Below are 16,455 nucleotides of genomic sequence, written 5' to 3' on the forward strand. Positions count from 1 at the left end.
GTCACAGGGACGAGATTTGCGGGAATGTCACAGGATGTCTCTGCGCAAAGGTCTCTCGTAGAGCCCGAGAGAACGGTTCTTTGAATGCCACGACCCGACCTCGGAAGTTCATTGGAACTTCCAGCCCGCAATCCGGTTAGGTGGGCAAGGATTTGAAGCGGATTGAATGGAAGATGATGTCCCCAGCGCTTGGTGAAAATCCGCGCTCGACTGCCAGGATCGCAGGGTATCCCATTTACCCGATGCTCGTCCTGTTTCCGGACCTGCGCTGGACCCCGAAACGAGGAGGAGACCCATGACGACCATGAAAGCAGTCCGTGTTCATAGTTTTGGCGGGCCAGAGGTTCTGTCGCTGGATGACGTTCCCATGCCTCAGCCCCGTGACGACGAGGTCACGCTCAAGGTCTGCGCAGCAAGCGTCAATCCCGTCGACTACAAGACCCGCGAGGGTTCGGTGGGCGGGGATCTGCCCGTTACGCTCGGCCGCGACGTATCGGGCGTGGTGGAGCTGTGCGGCACGCGGGCGCATACGTTGAAGAAGGGCGATCCGATGTTTGCCATGCTTGGCAACGACCGCGGTGGCAACGCCGAATACGTCGTGGTCAAGGCGACGGAAGCGGCGGCAAAACCGGAACGTCTAAGCCATGTGGAAGCCGCCGCCGTGCCGCTTGCGGGGATTACAGCATGGCAGGGGCTTTTCGACCACGGCGACCTCAAATCCGGGCAGCGGGTTCTCATCCATGGCGGCGCCGGCGGTGTCGGACATCTGGCGATTCAGTTTGCCAAGGCTGCGGGCGCATTTGTCGTGACGACCGTTGCTGCCGAAGATTTCGATTTCGTCCGCGAGCTTGGCGCCGACCAGGCCGTCGACTACAAGAACCAGCGCTTCGAGGATGAGGTCGAAGACATCGATATGGTTTTCGATCTGGTCGCGGGCGACACACAGGACCGCTCCTGGAGTGTACTGAAGCCAGGCGGGATACTTGTTTCCACCGTTTCTGAGCCCTCGGCCGAACAGGCACGCCTGCATCAGGCGCGTGGCGTTTCTTATCTGGCTGAGCCAAATGCGGCGCAGCTCGCGAGGATCAGCCGCCTCATTGACGCCGGCAAGGTAACTCCGTTCGTGCAGGTGACTTATCCTCTGGAGGAGGTCGCTAAGGCCGAGGAACGGCTGGAGAGCGAGCATACGCGCGGCAAGATCGTGCTTCAGGTGGCCGCCTGAGCCCGGATGCTCGAAGTTCCCCGGAATGTTCAAGTTCAAAGTGAACCAATTCTGCGGACAAGCCGTGCCGACGGGCAACTGACTGCGGACCGCATTCAGCCATTACGAGCAGAAGAACGAAGCTGCTTGGCGCTGATTCATCCGTAAGTGCCGATTAATTCCGCCTCACCCAACATGTTTTCACGGGCAGCCTGCCACACGACCAGGGCATCGGGTTCCGGGCCGATGGGAAGATTGGCAATGCCAAGGGCCGCGAGCCTGAAGCGGTAGGTGTGTGGCTTACCGCCCGGATGCTGGTCGGGTCCATCGTAGTGAAGATTACCGAAATCATTGAAGCCATGAGGCAGGTCCTCGGTTCGCGCTTTGGAACTCCGCCCTTCGGCCAAATGACGCCGGTCTCCGCCGATGTCGTAGACGACCCAATGCCGGGACGCCTGTGACGGTGCATCCGTATCTTCCATTACGAGCACGTAGCTCCGAGTGCCCGGCGGCGGATCGCTCCATTCCAGAAACGGAGAGAGATTATCGCCGCGCCGGGCATGACGATCCGGAATGGGCTGGCCGTTCTGAAAGGCGGGACTGGTCAAAGTGAACGCCATCACTTTCTTCCTTGCTCGGCTAGACTCGTCGAAATAGAGGCGCTGGGCGCTCTCGTAGCTGCCTTCTTCCATCAGACGATCCCAACAACCACAACCGGCTATTGTTCCTCCGAGAGCGATGCATATGTGGTGGTATGGATCGTATGAGCGCGGGCCGTGTTCACATGAAGTCGAGCTTCATCCTGGTCACCCTTTAGATGGGGTCCGCTCGAATTTGTGCTCGCCGACAATGAGCCCCGACCGGGCGAGCATGAGGTCTTCACCCGGCCGCTCTGAAAGCACGGCATCGGCTCCACCATCCACTGCGTTGCCGGCAATGCCACCAGCATCTGGCGGCCAGTCGCGAACGAGAACGATCAAGACTTGTCGTCACCGTTCTGCGCTGGCCTCAATGCACAAACCTTGCCCTCAGCCAAGCCAGAAGTCTGTTGCCGGTAATTGTCCGACGAACTCTGGCGGCAGCCCATCGCGCTTGCATCGTAGCACCGACGTGGCAGTGACAGACGATGTTGTGCAACTGCCAGTCACTGAGTTCGAAGAAGCGCTTTGCCTCACCGTAGGTATCATCTTTCAGACCCATGGCGCGCAGCACCGGATCTTCATAGGCAACAGTGATCGGCGAGCCAGCGCCACGCGCTACAGCACGGGCTTCAGGACTGAGATATTCGGTGCCTGAAAGCGCTCCAAGGCAACGCCGTGGATTTTGTTCGAGAAGCTTTGCCCAACGCTCGATCCGCTGCGTCCGAGACATGGTCGGGTATGTCGCCGAGGGCTCAACTTTTGCAATTGTCTGCAGTTGGTCGAGTGTTTGGTGTTTCATGGTCGGCTCCTTTCGATAGGTCGAAGTGCCCACGCCCTAACAAAAGATTATTGCGCTGCGACGCGCCGACAAGGCCGGAATTGGCAATGTTAGAAGTTTGCCCCTCGCACGGTTCGTTTCAGGAACCTTCTCGGGGGCCTGCTTGTTTTTGCTAGTGAAAGGAGAACGTCATGAGCACAAAACCACCACCCGTTCCGGCCGAGAACCAGAGTCCTAAGGGTCCGGGCGACAGGAAGTCGGTTCCTGTCGACCAGACGCAGCACAGCCATTCCGCCCCAAATCCCGACAAACAGGGCCAGCAGGGCAACACGAAAGTCAATACGACCCATCAGGGCCACCAGCAGGACCGTTAGGTGATTTCATGTCCACGTCGAAGAAGACCCGCGCCAGCATCCGCCATGGCGGTCCTGGCGCATCGCACGAAAATGCCAAGGAGCCGCTGGTGATAGAAAAGCCGCCAGCCGATTCCGATCTGCGCAGCCGCAGCAAGATCTCAGGCGGCGGAGGCGAACGCGACAGCCACCATACTCATGACCCCGAAAAGAAGGGCGGCGGCACCCGACCGGCACGCCAAGGAAGGTGAATGATTATTCACGTCTTCGTTGAAGCCTGCGGCGTGGCGCCTCGCATTTTCGCATGAAAATCCGAGGCGCCGAACATCATCAGGCCGTCTGACTGTGAGCACCGCCTGGCGCAGTGGTCCGGGCCCGCTGGCTCCCGGCCGGTGGGCTTTCTCGTGAGCCTACCGGCTTTTCCCGCTAAACGAGCGACAACGATGCTACTTCCGGTGGAACAGGAAGCCCCTCTGGGAGTTCATACCGTCATCAACAGGCGCATGGGCGTGCCCTTGTATGGTGCGGCAGCGCAAGAATGGGAGAACCACCATGAGCCTCGGAACCATACTCATCATCATTTTGATCCTTATCTTGCTTGGCGGGTTCAGCGGTCTGGGTGGCGGGCCGTTCTACGGCACTGGCTATTATGGCGGTGGCGGCCTCGGTCTCGTTCTGCTGATCTTGATTATCCTGGTCCTTCTCGGACGCATTTAGTGCCCGCACGATTAGGCGGACAAACTTCAGCGTTGATCCGGTGTCGCTCTAATGCATGTCGCGCAAAAGTGCGCAGCGGTTTTGCGATAACGACATGCATGAAAACAACAACCTAAAGCGCGTCGCGTGAGGTCGGTTGAGGTCGGTCGAACGCGACGCGCTTTAGGCCTCGTCCGGGAATGTCGCCGCGGCTGCGGGCAAAGGGGCGCACGTGATTGTCCCGACGGAACCGAAATCGCTCAAGGGCATTATGTCCGCTGCAGAAATCCACGAGAATGGCGCCCCAACGTGAACTTCGTTGAACAAGCGGATATCGGCCTCGGAGTTCCAGGGATTCCGCCTGCCGATCTGATGCAGGCACTGCCCGTTGCCATTTACACCGTCGACGAACAGGGACGCATCACCTTCTTCAACGAAGCCGCAGCCGAGCTCTGGGGCCATCGTCCTGTTGTCGGTCGGGACCTATGGTGCGGCTCGTGGAAGCTTCGTCACCTGGACGGTCGGGATATGGCGCATGGCGAGTGTCCGATGGCCGTGGCGCTGCGCGAAGGACGGGATGTCTCATGGGACCAGGCGATTGCGGAGCGGCCGGATGGCGAACTCGTCCCATTCAGGGCTCACCCACGCCTGCTTCGCGACGAAGCGGGCAATGTTGTCGGTGCGATCAACACGCTGCTCGACCTGCGCACGCAGACGCTGGGCGATGAAGCCCGCATGCGTCTTGCCGCCATTGTCGAGTCGTCGATGGACGCCATCGTCTCGAAGGACATGAATGGCATTATCACCAGCTGGAACGACGCTGCAGAACGCCTGTTCGGCTACACGCCTGCCGAGGCGATCGGCCGGCCGGTGACGATGCTCATTCCGCCCGATCGTCTCGACGAGGAAGTCTCGATCATCAGCCGCATCCGCGCCGGCGAACGCGTCCCCTCCTATGAGACGATGCGCCTGCGCAAGGACGGCACGCTCGTTTCCGTCTCGCTCACCGTCTCGCCGATCCGCGACGCCATCGGGAGGGTCGTCGGCGCCTCCAAGATCGCGCGCGACATCAGTTCCCACAAGGAGAACGAACGGCGCATCCGTCTGCTCATGCGCGAAGTCAACCATAGGGTGAAGAACCAGTTCTCGGTCATCATCTCGATGATCCGCGAGACCAGCAAGCTGACGAGCACACCTGAGGCTTTCCTCGGGCAGGTCCGGGAGCGCATCACGGCGCTTTCGGAATCCCATGATCTCCTGGTCAATGCCGAGTGGCGCGGCGCCACGGTCGGCGAACTCATCAAGGCACAGCTCAAGGCCTTTGCAGCGCAGTCCCGCGTATCGATGGCCGGGCCAATGCTGATTCTGCAGCCGAATGCCGTGCAGTATCTCGGCATAGCCTTTCACGAACTCGCCACCAATTCGGCAAAACATGGAGCGCTGTCCTGCAACGGCGGACGCGTCGAAATCGATTGGAATGTGATCCCTGCCGGCGACGGCGCCGACACCTTTCGACTGGTCTGGCGTGAGTTGGACGGGCCGATCCTGGACGCTGTCAGGGGGCGCGGTTTCGGAGCGGTCGTCCTCGAGCGCGTGGCGCCACAAGCGCTCAGCGGCAGCGGGCGGCTGGAGTTCCACGAGCAAGGCGTCACCTGGACGCTCGAAGCGCCGCTGCATTTCGTCCAGGCGTCGATGCAGGATAACGCGGCCGATTGAAAGCGCCCGGGAAGCTGAGCGCTTCCCGCCGACCGACTGTGCTGACGCTCAGCCGGACTTACTGCATTCGGTCCGGCTGGCGAAGATAGAGCGAAACTGCCCTGTCCTCCACAACGTCGAGGTTGCCTCTCCCAGGCAAAGCATCGCGATGAACTGAGAGCCGATGGACGTTAGCCAATTCGAAGACGGTCAGGCTGTCGAACTCCATGGCTGCCCCGTAGAACTGGGCGGCTTGCAACACCAGGCATTCGATGTCTTCAAGCGCAACGTTTTCGGCGAGGTTTCGCAGCCGAACGGTCTCAGCCACCCCAGTGACATTGACTATCCCCTTGCACCGGGCGGCTGCCCACACTTGCCGGTCGACGTCGTGACACAAACGAACCGAATAACCGTCTCTCATGGAGAACCCTCCTTTCAGGAGCGGTTTGTCCCTCGGGATCAGCATGCGCCAGATCGGCTCAAATAACAAGCTGAAATCCATAAAATTTTCTTGTAAAATCAAGCAGTTAGTATATCACGCAGGATACGCAATCGACGCCTCACATTAACTCCGGGCCTTTCACGCCAACGGCTTATTGACCGACCTTGACGCACACTCAGCCTTTCCCTAACTCTTAGTTAAATACTAACTTTGAGCGGCTGGAGGCAGAAATGGCCGAACTGGAAAGACCCGAACGACTGCAGATCATGCTGACTGCTGATGAATTGGCTGCACTGGAAAACTGGCGCTTCGAAAGGCGCATGCCAAGCCGATCGGCGGCCGTCAGAGAGTTGCTGCGGCGCGGTCTCCACGCCGACGGATTTTTGATCGCGGCACAAGGTGCAAAGTCACAGGATTTTGGAATTCTGCCCAATTCCGGGATTGTTGATGGACCGTCTCGCGACTAAAGCGCGTCGCGTTCGACCGGCCTCACGCGACGCGCTTTAGGTTGTCGTTTTATGCATGTTGTTATCGCAAAACCGCTGCACACTTTTGCGCGACATGCATTGGCCGTCTCGCCAGATATGGCCGGCTTCAAAGTAGATGAAATGCTAGGCCGGCACAAACAGGCGCTACCTACGGTCGGTGGCGGCCTGGCCATCAATTACAGCCTCGAAAAGTCGGGGGACACCGGGGAATCAAGCGCTGCCCGAACAGGCTCTGGCGCCGCGCTACATGCTGTTCAGGAATTCAATGATGGCGCGCCGCTCCTCGGCATTGTTGAAGCGCTGAACCATTCGTGTGCCGCCCACCATGGCAGTCGGATTCGCGAGGTAGGTTTCCAGCGTCTCGGACGTCCAGGTGATGCCGGAGTCGGAGTCGCGCAGGGCGGGCGAGTAGTTGAAGCCTTCGACGCTGGCGGCGGCGCGGCCGACGACGCCCTGCAGGTGAGGTCCGGCACCGTTCCGGGTGGTCGCGATCTGGTGGCAGGCCCCGCAGCGCTGCCGGAACAGGCGCTCTCCTGAACCGGGATCCGCCTCCTGGGCAACGGACAGATCCGTTGCCCAGCTTGCTGCAATCATCGTCAAGGCAGGTAGTACTAGATTCCTCATCCTTCCATGCCCTTCAGGTCGAGCTTCGAGAGGGGCAGGCTGCGGATACGCTGGCCCGTGAGCACCGAGGCGGCATTTACCACTGCCGGCGGCACGCCGGGCAGGCCAGGCTCGCCGATGCCGCCCATCGGCGCACCGCTTTCGACGATGCGAACATGCACGCGCGGCATGCGGTCTGGCGGCAGGATCGGATAGCCGTCGAAATTGCGCGCCTGCGGCATGCCGTCGACATAGACGACTTCCTCCAGCAGCGCCGAGGACAGGCCAAGTGCGACCGCCGAGTTCACCTGCGCCTCGATGATGGCCGGATTGACGATGCTTCCGGGATCGATCGCCACCCAGATCTGGTGCACGACGACCTCGCCGTCGCGCAGCGAGACTTCGGCGATCGTCGCCACCTCGCTGCCGAAGGGCGAGGCCATCGCGACGCCGCGCGCGCGGCGGCTGCCGTCCTCTGCCGCGAAGGGACCGCGCTTCCAGCCCCCGGACAGATCGACGACTGCCTGCAGAAGATTGCTGTGGCGCGGTCTGTCCGCGAGAAGCCGCAGCCGCAGTTCGTAGGGGTCCTGCTGACCTGCGTCGGCCATTTCATCGAAGAACGTCTCGTAGAAGAAGTCGTTCATCGAATGACCAACCGACCGCCAGAATCCGATGATCGCCGGGTCGTCGACGTGAACCTGGCCGACGCGCCGGTTCGGAATCGCATAGACTTTACCCGCGATGCCTTCGACGGCGGAGCTGTCCACCTTGTCCGGCTGGCGGCCGAACCAACGTCCTGTCGGACCTTCACCCACCGCAACGGCATCCAGAGCGACCGGCAAACCGTCGCCGTCGAGACCGGCGCGGAAACGGGCGACCCCCATTGGTCTCAACGTGTCGCGCAGGAATTCCTCCTCGCGGCTCCAGATGAGCTTGACGGGACGACCTGCCGCCTTCGCTAGCAGGATCGCCTGCGGGAACGGGTTGGCCGTCTGATAGAGGAAATGCCGCCCGAAGAAGCCGCCGAGCATAGGGGAGTGGATGATCACCTTGCCCGGCTCGATGCCGGCGACCTTTGCAGCCTCGGCCTGGAACATCTCGGGCGCCTGGTTTGGGATCCAAAGCTCGAGAGTCCCGTCCGCATTCCAATGCGCGATCGCCGAGGGCGGCTCGAGCTGCCCGTGCACGAGGTAGGGAGCGTCATAGGTCGCCTCCACAATCCGCGCTGCGCCGGCAAGGGTGCCTGCGGCGTCGCCTTCCTGCTCGAAAGCGACGCCGTCTCCGGGTGTCGACTTCAACATTGCCTTGTGGGTCTCGGAGGCGAAATCAGCCGGCATGGCGCGAGGCGTTGCAGCCGCAGGCTCCGTCCAGGTCACCTGCAGAGCTTCCACCGCGCGGCGCGCTCGCCACCAGGTGTCGGCGACGACCGCCACGGCCCCAGGCAAGCGGTGAATCGAGTGCACGCCGGGCATGGCCTGAACCTCGGCCTCGTTCGTCAAGGCGCCCGGCTCCCCGCCGAGACGCGGGCTGTGCTGGACGGCGGCGTGAAGCATACCGTCCACCTTGAGGTCGATCCCATACTGCGCGCGTCCCGTCGACTTCTCGCGCCCGTCGAGCCGGCGAACGGGCTTGCCAATCCAGCGGAAATCGTCGCGAGATCGCAGCACGACATCCGTCGGTACCGACAGATCGGCGGCCGCATCGGCGATCTCGCCGTAAGGGATCGCCCGCCCGGACGCTGCATGGACCACGCGGCCCGGTTGGGTGGATAGCTCCGAGATGGACAGCCCGAGCCGCGCGGCCGCTGCCTGCAGCAGCATCTGGCGTGCCGAGGCGCCGAGCTTGCGCATGGTCTCGTAGCTCATGCGCACCGACATACTGCCGCCGGTGAAGCGGCCGCCGCCGGTCAGGAGATAATCGGGACCGGGAGGCGCTCCCTCGACCGTGAAGTTCACGGGATCGACATCCAACTCCTCACCGACAATCTGCGCCATGGCGGTGAAGATGCCCTGTCCGCCCTCGATGAAGGCACTGCGGAACAGCACGGTGCTATCAGGGCGGATTTCCAGAAAGGCACTGACGCGAGCTCCGGGCGTGATGGATGCGGCGGCCTGCGTCCGGGCGCTTCCGACTGGCACCGTGACGGATAAGACGAGCGCTGCGGCGCCACCGAGAAAGCTGCGGCGCGAGATGTTGAGCGGACCCTCCTCGCTGCCTGTGGACCAGTGGTTCCGACTAGGAGTCATGTCGTTCATGGTTTCCTCCTCACGCCTGGGCGGCCTGCCGGACGGCAGCCGAAATCGCGTTGTAGGTGCCGCAGCGGCAGAGGTTCACCATCGCGCCGGCGATGTCGTCCTCGGTGGGCTGCGCAGTCTGCTTGAGGAGCGCTGTGGCAGCCATCACCTGGCCGGACTGGCAGTAGCCGCATTGCGGCACCTGATTGGCGAGCCACGCCTCGACCACCTTCCTGCCCTCGGTATCCTGCTCGATCGCCTCGATCGTCGTGATCGCCATCCCGACGACGCTGTCCACCGTCGTCACGCAGGATCGCGTGGCCTGTCCGTCGATCAGCACCGTGCATGCGCCGCACTGGGCGACGCCGCAGCCATACTTCGTGCCGGTCATGCCCAGCGTGTCGCGTACTACCCAGAGCAGCGGCGTATCCGGTTCGACGTCGACCTGAAATGTCGAGCCGTTAATGGTCAGTTCCATGGCCTTCACCTTTTGGTTCGCGGGAAAGCCAACACGACTGGCAGTTGGCTTGTCGGACCTGCAGGGTAGCCGCTCCCGATCAAGAGCATTAGGGGCGTTAATTCGCTTGCATTGATCGATTGGAGACATAAATCTTCAGCGATCGGTTTGGGAAAACGGTATGGCCAAGGAAGACTTCAACGACCTTTTGTGGTTCCTGGCCGTTGCCGAGGAAAAGAGCTTCACGCGCGCCGCCGCAAAGCTCGGCATAACGCAGTCCACCCTCAGCCACACGATCAAGCGGTTGGAAACGCGTATGGGCATTAGGCTGCTCACGCGCACGACCCGCAGCGTGGCGACGACCGAGGCCGGCGAGCGCCTACGGCAGTCGCTTGCACCGCGTGTTGCGGAAATCGAAGCGGAGATCGCCTCGCTGATGGAGTTCCGCGATAAGCCTGCCGGAACAATCCGGCTGACCCTTTCGGATCACGCGTTCGACAGCCTCGTCTGGCCGAAGCTCAGGCCGGCGCTCGCAGATTATCCCGACATCAAGCTGGAACTGAGCATCGACAACGGGCTGCGCAACATCGTCGAAGATGGGTTCGACGCGGGGGTACGGTTGGGTGAAAGCGTCGAGAAGGACATGATTGCGATCCGCATCGGTCCGGACTGGCGCATGGTGGCGGTCGCGTCTCCTGACTATTTCGCCGAGCATCCTCCGCCTCGCCACCCGCAGGAGTTGATTGGGCACAACTGTATGAACATGCGCCAGACTCGTGGCGGCGGGCTCTATGCCTGGGAATTCGAAAAGGACGGTCATGAGCTTCGCGTCCGGGTGGATGGGCAGCTCACCTTCAACGCCTCCTACGCCATGGTCGATGCGGCTTTGAAGGGTTACGGCATCGCCTTCGTGCCGGAGGACCTCGTCGACCGTCACATCGCATCTGGCGATCTCGTGCAGGTGCTCGATGACTGGTGCCCGAAATTCCCGGGCTACTACGTCTATTACCCGAGCCGACGGCAGAACCTGCCGGCCTTCAAAGTCATCGTCGATGCCCTGCGCTATGGCGGGGCCTGAAAGCGCTGCGGCCTCCTCCAGCGGTCGCTCAACATGGCGGAAGCGTCATTTGATATGCCGGCCTGATCATCCGCTGACCTCGTGCCCTGCCGCCCTTAAGGGTTCGTACGCTTCTCGAAAATCTCCCGCGCGACCGGCGCTGCCGAAAATGCATTCGGCCAACCGGCATAGTATGCGAGATGGCTGATGACCTCGGAGGCCTCCTCGCGGGTCAGTCCGTTATCCATGGCGCGGTTCAAGTGGAACGGCACCTGAGCGACCTGGCCGGCAGAAATCAGCGCGCTGACCGTGACCAGGCTGCGGTCACGCGGCGCAAGGTCCGGGCGCAGCCACAGATCGCGGAACAGCACCTCGCGGGTGTCTCGCACCAGGCCCGGAGAGGCCGGGCCGGTGGTCTGCTCGACGCTCGCGGCACGCCGGGCCTCCTTTGCCTCATCGAGCGGAAGCAGCGTCGGGGCGGCTGCCGGAAGCTGGTTGGCGCCGATGCCTCGCTCGGCATAGACGGGCCTGGCCGCGTCGACTGCCGCCATGGCATTGCCCCAGCCTGCGTAGAAGGCGAGATGCGTGATGATCTCCGAGAGTTCGGCGGGTTTGACCCCGTTGTCGAGTGCGCGGCGGATTTGCTCGGGCATGAGACCCGTCTGGTTGCGCGTGATGGCGGCCGCGACCGTAACGACACTTCGGTCGCGCGCGGACAAGCCCGGCCGCACCCAGAGCCCCTTCTCGAGAGTTTCCTGTTCATACCGCTCGAGAGCAGGCGCTACGGACGAGACATCGTCATTGGCGCCTGAAGCTGCATTGCCGGCGACAGGTGCAACGGTCATGGCCAGCGCAAGAGCTGCAATGGATTTCATGATCTTCTCCTTGCGTCTCGGGTTCGGGATCAGCGGTACTGGTCGTCGGTGACGGGCTCGAGCCACTCGACGACATTGCCGTCCCGCGCAGGCTTTATCGCGATGTGGCTCATGGAGCTTTCGGCGGCTTCGCCGTGCCAGTGCTTCACCCCGGGCGGGGTCGAAATGACGTCGCCGGGCTGGATGGCGATCTTCTCTCCGCCTTCTTCCTGGACCCAGCCCGCACCCGCTGTAACGATCAGCGTCTGGCCTGCCGGATGCGTGTGCCAGTACGAGCGAGCGCCCGGTGTGAACTCGACCAGGCCGCCGCCGGCATTGCTGTGCTCGTTGGGCGCGAACAGCGGCGTGACCGTGACGGTGCCGGTGAACGTTTCCGCAGAACCCAGTACGGAAACGCGTGACCCGTTGGGCGAGACCTGCATTGCCTGAGCCTGGGCGGCAGCGGAAGTGAGCAGCACCAGCGTCGTGGCAATCAAAGACAGGGCATTCGTCATCGTCTTTTCTCCGTTCATGAGACATTCAAGGGCCAGCGCACGGCAAGTCCTTCGGTCTCTGCGTCCGCCGGACCGGTTGCTATACAGGCGCGTTCACCGTCGTCCGTCGGCCGCTAGTCAGACCCGAAGCAGCATTTTGACTGCCCGCCGCCCGTCCATGGCGCGGTAGGCATCCGCAACCTGGGCTAGCGGCAGTTCGGGATCGAAGACGCTGCTTGATCTTGCCCGTAACCACACGATCCATCCCCGCCTTACCAGGGCTGGTTTGCCGGCCCCACCGTGAACTCGTTGATGGTCGTGTCCTCGGGCTGGCCGATAGCGAAGGCCACGACATTGGCAATCCGGTCCGGCGAGATCCCGTATTTGTCATACGTGTTCTGCATCTGGTCGAGCGTTTGCCTCTGGCTAATAGTGTTCAGCAGCTCGGTGTTGATCGCGGCCGGATAGATCGTCGCGGTGCGGATGTTCGTCCCCTCCATGGCGGACTCCATCCGCAGGACCTCCATGAAGTCGCGGACGAACCATTTTGTCCCGCCATACACAGCACCGCCCGGATAGGCCTTGAGCCCCGCAACCGATGATGTCGCGATGACATGCCCGGACTTCTGTTCGATGAAGGCTGGCAGTACCGCCGCGATGCCGTTCAGAACACCCTTGATGTTCACGTCGACCATCTGGTGCCAGTCGTCGGTCTTCAGCGCGGATAGCGGCGAGTTCGGCATGAGCCCGGCATTCAGGAAGATGACATCGACGCGGCCGAACGTATCCTTGGCAAGCTTTACGACCGCGTCGTTGTCGGACGGTTTGGTTACGTCCAACTCCTTGTAGACGGCCTGACCACCGACCTTTCCGATCTCGTCGGCGATCTGCTTCAGTTTTTCCTCTCGCCGCGCGCCGAGCACGACCTTGGCACCCTTGCTCGCGAGCAACTTCGCCGTCGCTTCGCCGATGCCGGATGATGCGCCGGTGATAATCACGACCTTGTTCTTGATCGTATCGGTCATCACTGGTCTCCTTGGTATTGTTCGTCGGTAACGTGCTCCATCCAGTCCACGACTTTGCCGTCCTGGACTTCCTGGATTGCGATGTGGGTCATTGCCACGTCGCCGAGCAATGCCCGGCGACTGAGGGTGGACGGCTTGATCATGGCAAAAACCTCAGGGTTGTGCGCCATGCGGCGAGGCCGAGCAGTGAGGAACCGCATAGCAGCGTCGCGCCGAACGCGAACGCGCCCCACCAACCGATCGTGTCGAAGAGCATTCCTCCGATCGCCGCGCCACTCGTGATGGCGAGCTGAATGGTGGCGACCTGGAGGCCGCCTCCCGCCTCCGCGTCGTCGGGCAGCGTACGGCTCAGCCAGGTCCCCCATCCCACGGGGGCGGCGGTGCCGAAGAAGCCCCAGGCGAGGAGAAGCAGCGAAACGGGGATGGGCATTGATCCGAGGGCAATCAGCGCGATGGCAAGTATCGACATCACGAGCGGGATGACGACCAAGACGCTGAACAATCGGGTTCGCAACAGCCGTCCGATGCACCACGTGCCTGCAACACCCGCCAGGCCCATGACGAGGAGCATGGCAGAGAGCGCGGAAATGCCGAGTCCAGTGACGCCCTCAAGGAAGGGGCGTAGGTAGGTGAAGAGTGCGAACTGGCCCATGAAGAGGAACAGGATCGAGGCCATGCCAAGCGCGACCGCGCGGCGGCCAAGCAGCGCCAGCGCGTTGCCGGATGCCTTCCTTCCGCGCGGGGGCAGCGGCGGCAGGCTGATCCACTGCCAGACGAGCGCCAACGAGCCGAGAGGCACGACGAGGAAGAAGGCGCCCCGCCAGCCGACATGGGCCCCGAGGAAGCTTCCCAGCGGAGCGGCAATCGTAGCTGCGATCGCGTTCCCGGCGTTCAGCATGGCGAGATCCTTCGGGACGCGGTCTTCCGATACGAGGCGCATGACGATCGAGGTCGACATCGACCAGAAGCCACCGATCGCCACGCCAAGCAGCGCACCGCCGACCATCAGGAACGCGAAGTTAGGCGCAAAGGTCACCGCGAGACCGGAAACGATCAGGAGCACCGTGAAGCCGGTCACGACAAGCTTGCGGTCGATCCGGCGCGTAAGGCCGGCGACCAGCAAGCTGGTAACCACGGCAAAAGCCCCAGAGATCGAGATGGCCTGGCCTGTCCGGCCCTCTGTGATGCTGAGATCCACGGCGATCGGAGAGAGCAGGCTGACCGGCATGAACTCCGACGCGATCAGGACGGAGACGCACAGCGCCATCGACAGCACCGCGCCCCACGCCGTGCGGTCATCTAAAATCCGGGTGTCGTAGGTGGTTTCCATGATAGGCGTCCTGACAAGCGCAGGCGGCTCGTTCACGCCGCCAGTTCACCGCTCGCCCTGGAAATAGCGTCCCTATGTCGATCGCATTAGACCGATCAATCCACTTGGACTTATCGATCCGGGCCATGAATGGCCACTGGAACCATCCCCCCTTCTGTATAGGTGAAGAACGGTCATGCGCGCCCGCAGAGGCTTCTGCAAGGCGGCGGGTCTCCACTCAGCCTTGCCTACGACGCTTAGCCGCAAGAAATCGCATTGCGTGTCGGCTGCTTTGATGAGCCTGGCAGCCTGGTGCAACAATACAACTATAGGTCGACGCAGCGGCTTGGCTGGGGTTTGCTGCGGGATTGGCCTGCCGCACCGTGGGACAGGAGCAATGGTGAGTCTCAGTACTGGTCTCGTCGAATGGAACTCAGCAGCGAATTGACGATTAAATCAAAGGATTTCATCGGGACAACGCAAGGATTCACACGATGAGCGTGCTTTACCGCGCGGCAAAAATCGCCGAACAAGCTCATGCCGGGCAGACGGACAAGACCGGGCGGCCCTATATCGAGCATTGCCGCCGGGTCGTTGACGCCGTCGAAACCCTCGACCAAAAGGCCGTTGCCTACCTTCACGACGTTCTTGAGAAAAGCGACAATTGGGACCGCGATCGGCTCGAGGCGGCTGGTTTTGGAACATCCATCGTGTCGGCAGTCGATGCCATGACACGCCGGCCGGACGAGGACGACCTCGCTTTCGTGCGCAGAGCAGCAGCCAACCCATTGGCGCTGCCGGTCAAGCGCGCAGATCTCGCCGACAATCTGTGGCAGGCACGGCAGATTGGCACCTCGACATCGAAATATGAAGACGGCCTGCGGATCATCGACCAAGAATTCTCCGAATGACGGAGAGATTGGTGTGATCGGCCGATGTGGAAATTCAAGCGCCGTCTACTCGGGGATGTGAGGCGTGTGTCGCTTGTCCTCGGCAGGATCGGCATCGATCCGCGCCTTGTCGGGATCGAAGGCGCCATGGCGGGCGATGGCCAATGCCGGCGTGTCGGGCGTCTCGTAGGCCCACATGAAGTCGTCAGCCGCTCCGCCGACCGCGTGGACCCGCCAGTAACTCGCCGTGCCCTTCGGCGGGGAGTGCGTTGTGGTGTTCGTCTTCTCCAGCAGGTCGAAATATATATCCTCGAAGGGGATATAGAAGACGGGATCGTGCCCATCTTCATAGACCACTTTTGCCCGCTCGGTTGAGGCAATAATCGCGTCGGAGAACCTGACCGTTACGGTTCCATTGAACGGGGTAATCGTAAGCGCGCCGGGACGGCTGGTGGAATTTGCGGCTAAGGGCTGCATTCGACTTCTCCGTGGCTGCCTATCTCCTGGAACGTCGTATCGCCCATCGGGGTTCCAGTTTGGCCGGTCGTTGGCGTTTGTCGCTGAAGCGGCGGTTACGGCGATGGGCGCAGTGAAGCGCGGCCGTTGTGTGGTTCGACTTCGCGTCAAAGACATACCGCAAGGTCCCCGCGACGCGGGCCTTCTCAGCCTTCCGGCTGCAGGTGAAAAACCTCCTGCGGCATTCAGATTCGAGGGAACGTTACCGCCGAAGAGTTCGTTTCCTAGGTCAACACCAAAACCGGCGGCGGGGCCTCGCAAGTTAAAGGGAGATTGCCATGAAAGTCGGCAACTGCATGACGAGGAATGTCCAGGTTGCGAACCCTGAACAGTCCATCCGCGAAGTAGCGCAGATCATGGGCAAGCTTGACGCCGGAGTGATGCCCGTGGGCGACCACGACCGGCTGGTCGGGATGATCACCGATCGTGATATCGCGATCCGCGGCGTAGCATTGGGTAAGGGACCTGACACGAAGGTGCGTGATGTCATGAGCCCGGAGGTCAAATATTGCTTCGATGACGAAGACGTCGAACATGTGCTTGAAAACATGGGCGACCTGCAGGTACGTCGGCTTCCGGTTCTGAACCGCGACAAGCGGCTCGTCGGCATCATCTCTCTTGGCGATCTCGCGACGAGTGGCGAAGTGGCAGAAGCGGGAGAGGCTTTAAGCGACATCTCGAAGCCGGGCGGCGAGCATTCGCAGACTGCTCACTGAGTGAGG

At 61.8% G+C, this 16,455-nt stretch carries 20 protein-coding genes and 2 pseudogenes; 10 read left to right on the forward strand and 12 right to left on the reverse strand.

Translation table 11 applies throughout. The annotated features are described in order from the left end of the window. The first annotated feature begins 295 nt into the window (after positions 1-295). Positions 296-1,222 carry an NADP-dependent oxidoreductase gene (locus AC0L3I_RS06520; protein WP_473526355.1) on the forward strand — a complete coding sequence of 309 codons (927 nt, stop codon included), beginning with the start codon at positions 296-298 and terminating at the stop codon, positions 1,220-1,222. A 137-nt stretch (positions 1,223-1,359) separates the two neighbouring features. Here the strand turns inward: AC0L3I_RS06520 and AC0L3I_RS06525 are convergent, their stop codons facing one another. After that, a complete protein-coding gene (locus tag AC0L3I_RS06525) occupies positions 1,360-1,893 on the reverse strand; it encodes a YbhB/YbcL family Raf kinase inhibitor-like protein (RefSeq protein WP_244602683.1) in 534 nt (177 codons plus the stop codon). Positions 1,894-1,985: 92 nt separating this feature from the next. Here AC0L3I_RS06525 and AC0L3I_RS06530 point away from each other — a divergent pair. Continuing rightward, positions 1,986-2,094: pseudogene (locus tag AC0L3I_RS06530) on the forward strand (DUF4396 domain-containing protein); the annotation flags it as partial. 115 nt (positions 2,095-2,209) lie between these two features. On the opposite strand, the gene AC0L3I_RS06535 reads toward AC0L3I_RS06530, so the two are convergent. Then, positions 2,210-2,641 (reverse strand): hypothetical protein, encoded by a 432-nt coding sequence (locus tag AC0L3I_RS06535; RefSeq protein ID WP_095491718.1) that lies wholly within the window; start codon positions 2,639-2,641, stop codon positions 2,210-2,212. 170 nt (positions 2,642-2,811) lie between these two features. On the opposite strand from AC0L3I_RS06535, the gene AC0L3I_RS06540 reads away from it, so the two are divergent. The 4 genes from AC0L3I_RS06540 to AC0L3I_RS06555 all read left to right on the forward strand — a co-directional run bounded on the left by AC0L3I_RS06540 (position 2,812) and on the right by AC0L3I_RS06555 (position 5,385). Next, the gene (locus AC0L3I_RS06540) at positions 2,812-2,994 is read left to right on the forward strand and encodes a hypothetical protein (RefSeq protein ID WP_123147254.1); all 183 of its coding nucleotides are present in this window, start codon (positions 2,812-2,814) and stop codon (positions 2,992-2,994) included. A gap of 8 nt (positions 2,995-3,002) precedes the next feature. Next, positions 3,003-3,224, forward strand: coding sequence for a hypothetical protein (locus AC0L3I_RS06545; RefSeq protein ID WP_123147253.1), 222 nt, complete (start codon positions 3,003-3,005; stop codon positions 3,222-3,224). Between the two features lie 301 nt (positions 3,225-3,525). Next, positions 3,526-3,690 carry a DUF3309 family protein gene (locus tag AC0L3I_RS06550; protein ID WP_077381102.1) on the forward strand — a complete coding sequence of 55 codons (165 nt, stop codon included), beginning with the start codon at positions 3,526-3,528 and terminating at the stop codon, positions 3,688-3,690. 288 nt (positions 3,691-3,978) lie between these two features. Continuing rightward, on the forward strand, positions 3,979-5,385 hold the full coding sequence (locus AC0L3I_RS06555; protein ID WP_473526356.1) for a PAS domain S-box protein: 1,407 nt from the start codon (positions 3,979-3,981) through the stop codon (positions 5,383-5,385). A 58-nt stretch (positions 5,386-5,443) separates the two neighbouring features. Here the strand turns inward: AC0L3I_RS06555 and AC0L3I_RS06560 are convergent, their stop codons facing one another. Continuing rightward, entirely contained in the window at positions 5,444-5,866 is a 423-nt protein-coding gene (locus AC0L3I_RS06560) for a hypothetical protein (RefSeq protein WP_473526357.1), read from the reverse strand. Positions 5,867-6,036: 170 nt separating this feature from the next. Between AC0L3I_RS06560 and AC0L3I_RS06565 the strand changes: the two genes are divergently transcribed. Beyond that, positions 6,037-6,273 (forward strand): hypothetical protein, encoded by a 237-nt coding sequence (locus AC0L3I_RS06565; RefSeq protein ID WP_123147252.1) that lies wholly within the window; start codon positions 6,037-6,039, stop codon positions 6,271-6,273. A 264-nt stretch (positions 6,274-6,537) separates the two neighbouring features. On the opposite strand, the gene AC0L3I_RS06570 is transcribed toward AC0L3I_RS06565, so the two are convergent. From AC0L3I_RS06570 to AC0L3I_RS06580, 3 genes are read right to left on the reverse strand one after another with little or no spacing between them, the layout of a single operon-like run. Further along, positions 6,538-6,888, reverse strand: a complete 351-nt coding sequence (locus AC0L3I_RS06570; RefSeq protein WP_473526505.1) for a c-type cytochrome — start codon at positions 6,886-6,888, stop codon at positions 6,538-6,540. Positions 6,889-6,914: 26 nt separating this feature from the next. Next, complete coding sequence (locus AC0L3I_RS06575; RefSeq protein WP_473526358.1) at positions 6,915-9,152, reverse strand: xanthine dehydrogenase family protein molybdopterin-binding subunit; 2,238 nt, start codon at positions 9,150-9,152, stop codon at positions 6,915-6,917. A 10-nt stretch (positions 9,153-9,162) separates the two neighbouring features. Beyond that, positions 9,163-9,609: a (2Fe-2S)-binding protein gene (locus tag AC0L3I_RS06580; RefSeq protein WP_473484859.1), complete on the reverse strand. Its 447-nt coding sequence runs from the start codon at positions 9,607-9,609 to the stop codon at positions 9,163-9,165. A gap of 160 nt (positions 9,610-9,769) precedes the next feature. Between AC0L3I_RS06580 and AC0L3I_RS06585 the strand changes: the two genes are divergently transcribed. Then, positions 9,770-10,666, forward strand: coding sequence for a LysR family transcriptional regulator (locus tag AC0L3I_RS06585; protein ID WP_473526359.1), 897 nt, complete (start codon positions 9,770-9,772; stop codon positions 10,664-10,666). Positions 10,667-10,761: 95 nt separating this feature from the next. On the opposite strand, the gene AC0L3I_RS06590 is transcribed toward AC0L3I_RS06585, so the two are convergent. From AC0L3I_RS06590 to AC0L3I_RS06610, 5 genes and pseudogenes are all read right to left on the reverse strand, one after another. Continuing rightward, positions 10,762-11,520: a carboxymuconolactone decarboxylase family protein gene (locus AC0L3I_RS06590; protein WP_473526360.1), complete on the reverse strand. Its 759-nt coding sequence runs from the start codon at positions 11,518-11,520 to the stop codon at positions 10,762-10,764. 29 nt (positions 11,521-11,549) lie between these two features. Next, positions 11,550-11,942, reverse strand: a complete 393-nt coding sequence (locus tag AC0L3I_RS06595; RefSeq protein WP_473526506.1) for a (R)-mandelonitrile lyase — start codon at positions 11,940-11,942, stop codon at positions 11,550-11,552. A 323-nt stretch (positions 11,943-12,265) separates the two neighbouring features. Further along, positions 12,266-13,018 carry an SDR family oxidoreductase gene (locus AC0L3I_RS06600; protein WP_473526361.1) on the reverse strand — a complete coding sequence of 251 codons (753 nt, stop codon included), beginning with the start codon at positions 13,016-13,018 and terminating at the stop codon, positions 12,266-12,268. Beyond that, positions 13,018-13,119 (reverse strand): annotated as a pseudogene (locus AC0L3I_RS06605) ((R)-mandelonitrile lyase); the annotation flags it as partial. The pseudogene AC0L3I_RS06605 and the gene AC0L3I_RS06600, both read right to left, overlap by 1 nt. Before the next feature lie 38 nt (positions 13,120-13,157). Beyond that, positions 13,158-14,348 carry an MFS transporter gene (locus AC0L3I_RS06610; protein WP_473526362.1) on the reverse strand — a complete coding sequence of 397 codons (1,191 nt, stop codon included), beginning with the start codon at positions 14,346-14,348 and terminating at the stop codon, positions 13,158-13,160. Between the two features lie 473 nt (positions 14,349-14,821). Between AC0L3I_RS06610 and AC0L3I_RS06615 the strand changes: the two genes are divergently transcribed. Beyond that, a complete protein-coding gene (locus AC0L3I_RS06615; RefSeq protein WP_473484850.1) occupies positions 14,822-15,238 on the forward strand; it encodes an HD domain-containing protein in 417 nt (138 codons plus the stop codon). 45 nt (positions 15,239-15,283) lie between these two features. Here the strand turns inward: AC0L3I_RS06615 and AC0L3I_RS06620 are convergent, their stop codons facing one another. Next, positions 15,284-15,694 (reverse strand): DUF427 domain-containing protein, encoded by a 411-nt coding sequence (locus tag AC0L3I_RS06620; RefSeq protein ID WP_473526363.1) that lies wholly within the window; start codon positions 15,692-15,694, stop codon positions 15,284-15,286. Positions 15,695-16,011: 317 nt separating this feature from the next. Here AC0L3I_RS06620 and AC0L3I_RS06625 point away from each other — a divergent pair, with 317 nt between their 5' ends. After that, positions 16,012-16,449, forward strand: coding sequence for a CBS domain-containing protein (locus AC0L3I_RS06625; RefSeq protein ID WP_473526364.1), 438 nt, complete (start codon positions 16,012-16,014; stop codon positions 16,447-16,449). Positions 16,450-16,455: the final 6 nt, after the last annotated feature.

Source organism: Mesorhizobium sp. WSM4840 (assembly GCF_055811755.1).

Bases quoted from the DNA above. Each gene is read 5' to 3' on its own strand.
- AC0L3I_RS06520 (WP_473526355.1), top strand. From the start codon at position 296: ATGACGACCATGAAAGCAGTCCGTGTTCATAGTTTTGGCGGGCCAGAG.
- AC0L3I_RS06525 (WP_244602683.1), bottom strand. From the start codon at position 1,893: ATGGAAGAAGGCAGCTACGAGAGCGCCCAGCGCCTCTATTTCGACGAG.
- AC0L3I_RS06535 (WP_095491718.1), bottom strand. From the start codon at position 2,641: ATGAAACACCAAACACTCGACCAACTGCAGACAATTGCAAAAGTTGAG.
- AC0L3I_RS06540 (WP_123147254.1), top strand. From the start codon at position 2,812: ATGAGCACAAAACCACCACCCGTTCCGGCCGAGAACCAGAGTCCTAAG.
- AC0L3I_RS06545 (WP_123147253.1), top strand. From the start codon at position 3,003: ATGTCCACGTCGAAGAAGACCCGCGCCAGCATCCGCCATGGCGGTCCT.
- AC0L3I_RS06550 (WP_077381102.1), top strand. From the start codon at position 3,526: ATGAGCCTCGGAACCATACTCATCATCATTTTGATCCTTATCTTGCTT.
- AC0L3I_RS06560 (WP_473526357.1), bottom strand. From the start codon at position 5,866: ATGGATTTCAGCTTGTTATTTGAGCCGATCTGGCGCATGCTGATCCCG.
- AC0L3I_RS06565 (WP_123147252.1), top strand. From the start codon at position 6,037: ATGGCCGAACTGGAAAGACCCGAACGACTGCAGATCATGCTGACTGCT.
- AC0L3I_RS06570 (WP_473526505.1), bottom strand. From the start codon at position 6,888: ATGATTGCAGCAAGCTGGGCAACGGATCTGTCCGTTGCCCAGGAGGCG.
- AC0L3I_RS06575 (WP_473526358.1), bottom strand. From the start codon at position 9,152: ATGAACGACATGACTCCTAGTCGGAACCACTGGTCCACAGGCAGCGAG.
- AC0L3I_RS06580 (WP_473484859.1), bottom strand. From the start codon at position 9,609: ATGGAACTGACCATTAACGGCTCGACATTTCAGGTCGACGTCGAACCG.
- AC0L3I_RS06585 (WP_473526359.1), top strand. From the start codon at position 9,770: ATGGCCAAGGAAGACTTCAACGACCTTTTGTGGTTCCTGGCCGTTGCC.
- AC0L3I_RS06590 (WP_473526360.1), bottom strand. From the start codon at position 11,520: ATGAAATCCATTGCAGCTCTTGCGCTGGCCATGACCGTTGCACCTGTC.
- AC0L3I_RS06595 (WP_473526506.1), bottom strand. From the start codon at position 11,942: ATGCAGGTCTCGCCCAACGGGTCACGCGTTTCCGTACTGGGTTCTGCG.
- AC0L3I_RS06600 (WP_473526361.1), bottom strand. From the start codon at position 13,018: ATGACCGATACGATCAAGAACAAGGTCGTGATTATCACCGGCGCATCA.
- AC0L3I_RS06610 (WP_473526362.1), bottom strand. From the start codon at position 14,348: ATGGAAACCACCTACGACACCCGGATTTTAGATGACCGCACGGCGTGG.
- AC0L3I_RS06615 (WP_473484850.1), top strand. From the start codon at position 14,822: ATGAGCGTGCTTTACCGCGCGGCAAAAATCGCCGAACAAGCTCATGCC.
- AC0L3I_RS06620 (WP_473526363.1), bottom strand. From the start codon at position 15,694: ATGCAGCCCTTAGCCGCAAATTCCACCAGCCGTCCCGGCGCGCTTACG.
- AC0L3I_RS06625 (WP_473526364.1), top strand. From the start codon at position 16,012: ATGAAAGTCGGCAACTGCATGACGAGGAATGTCCAGGTTGCGAACCCT.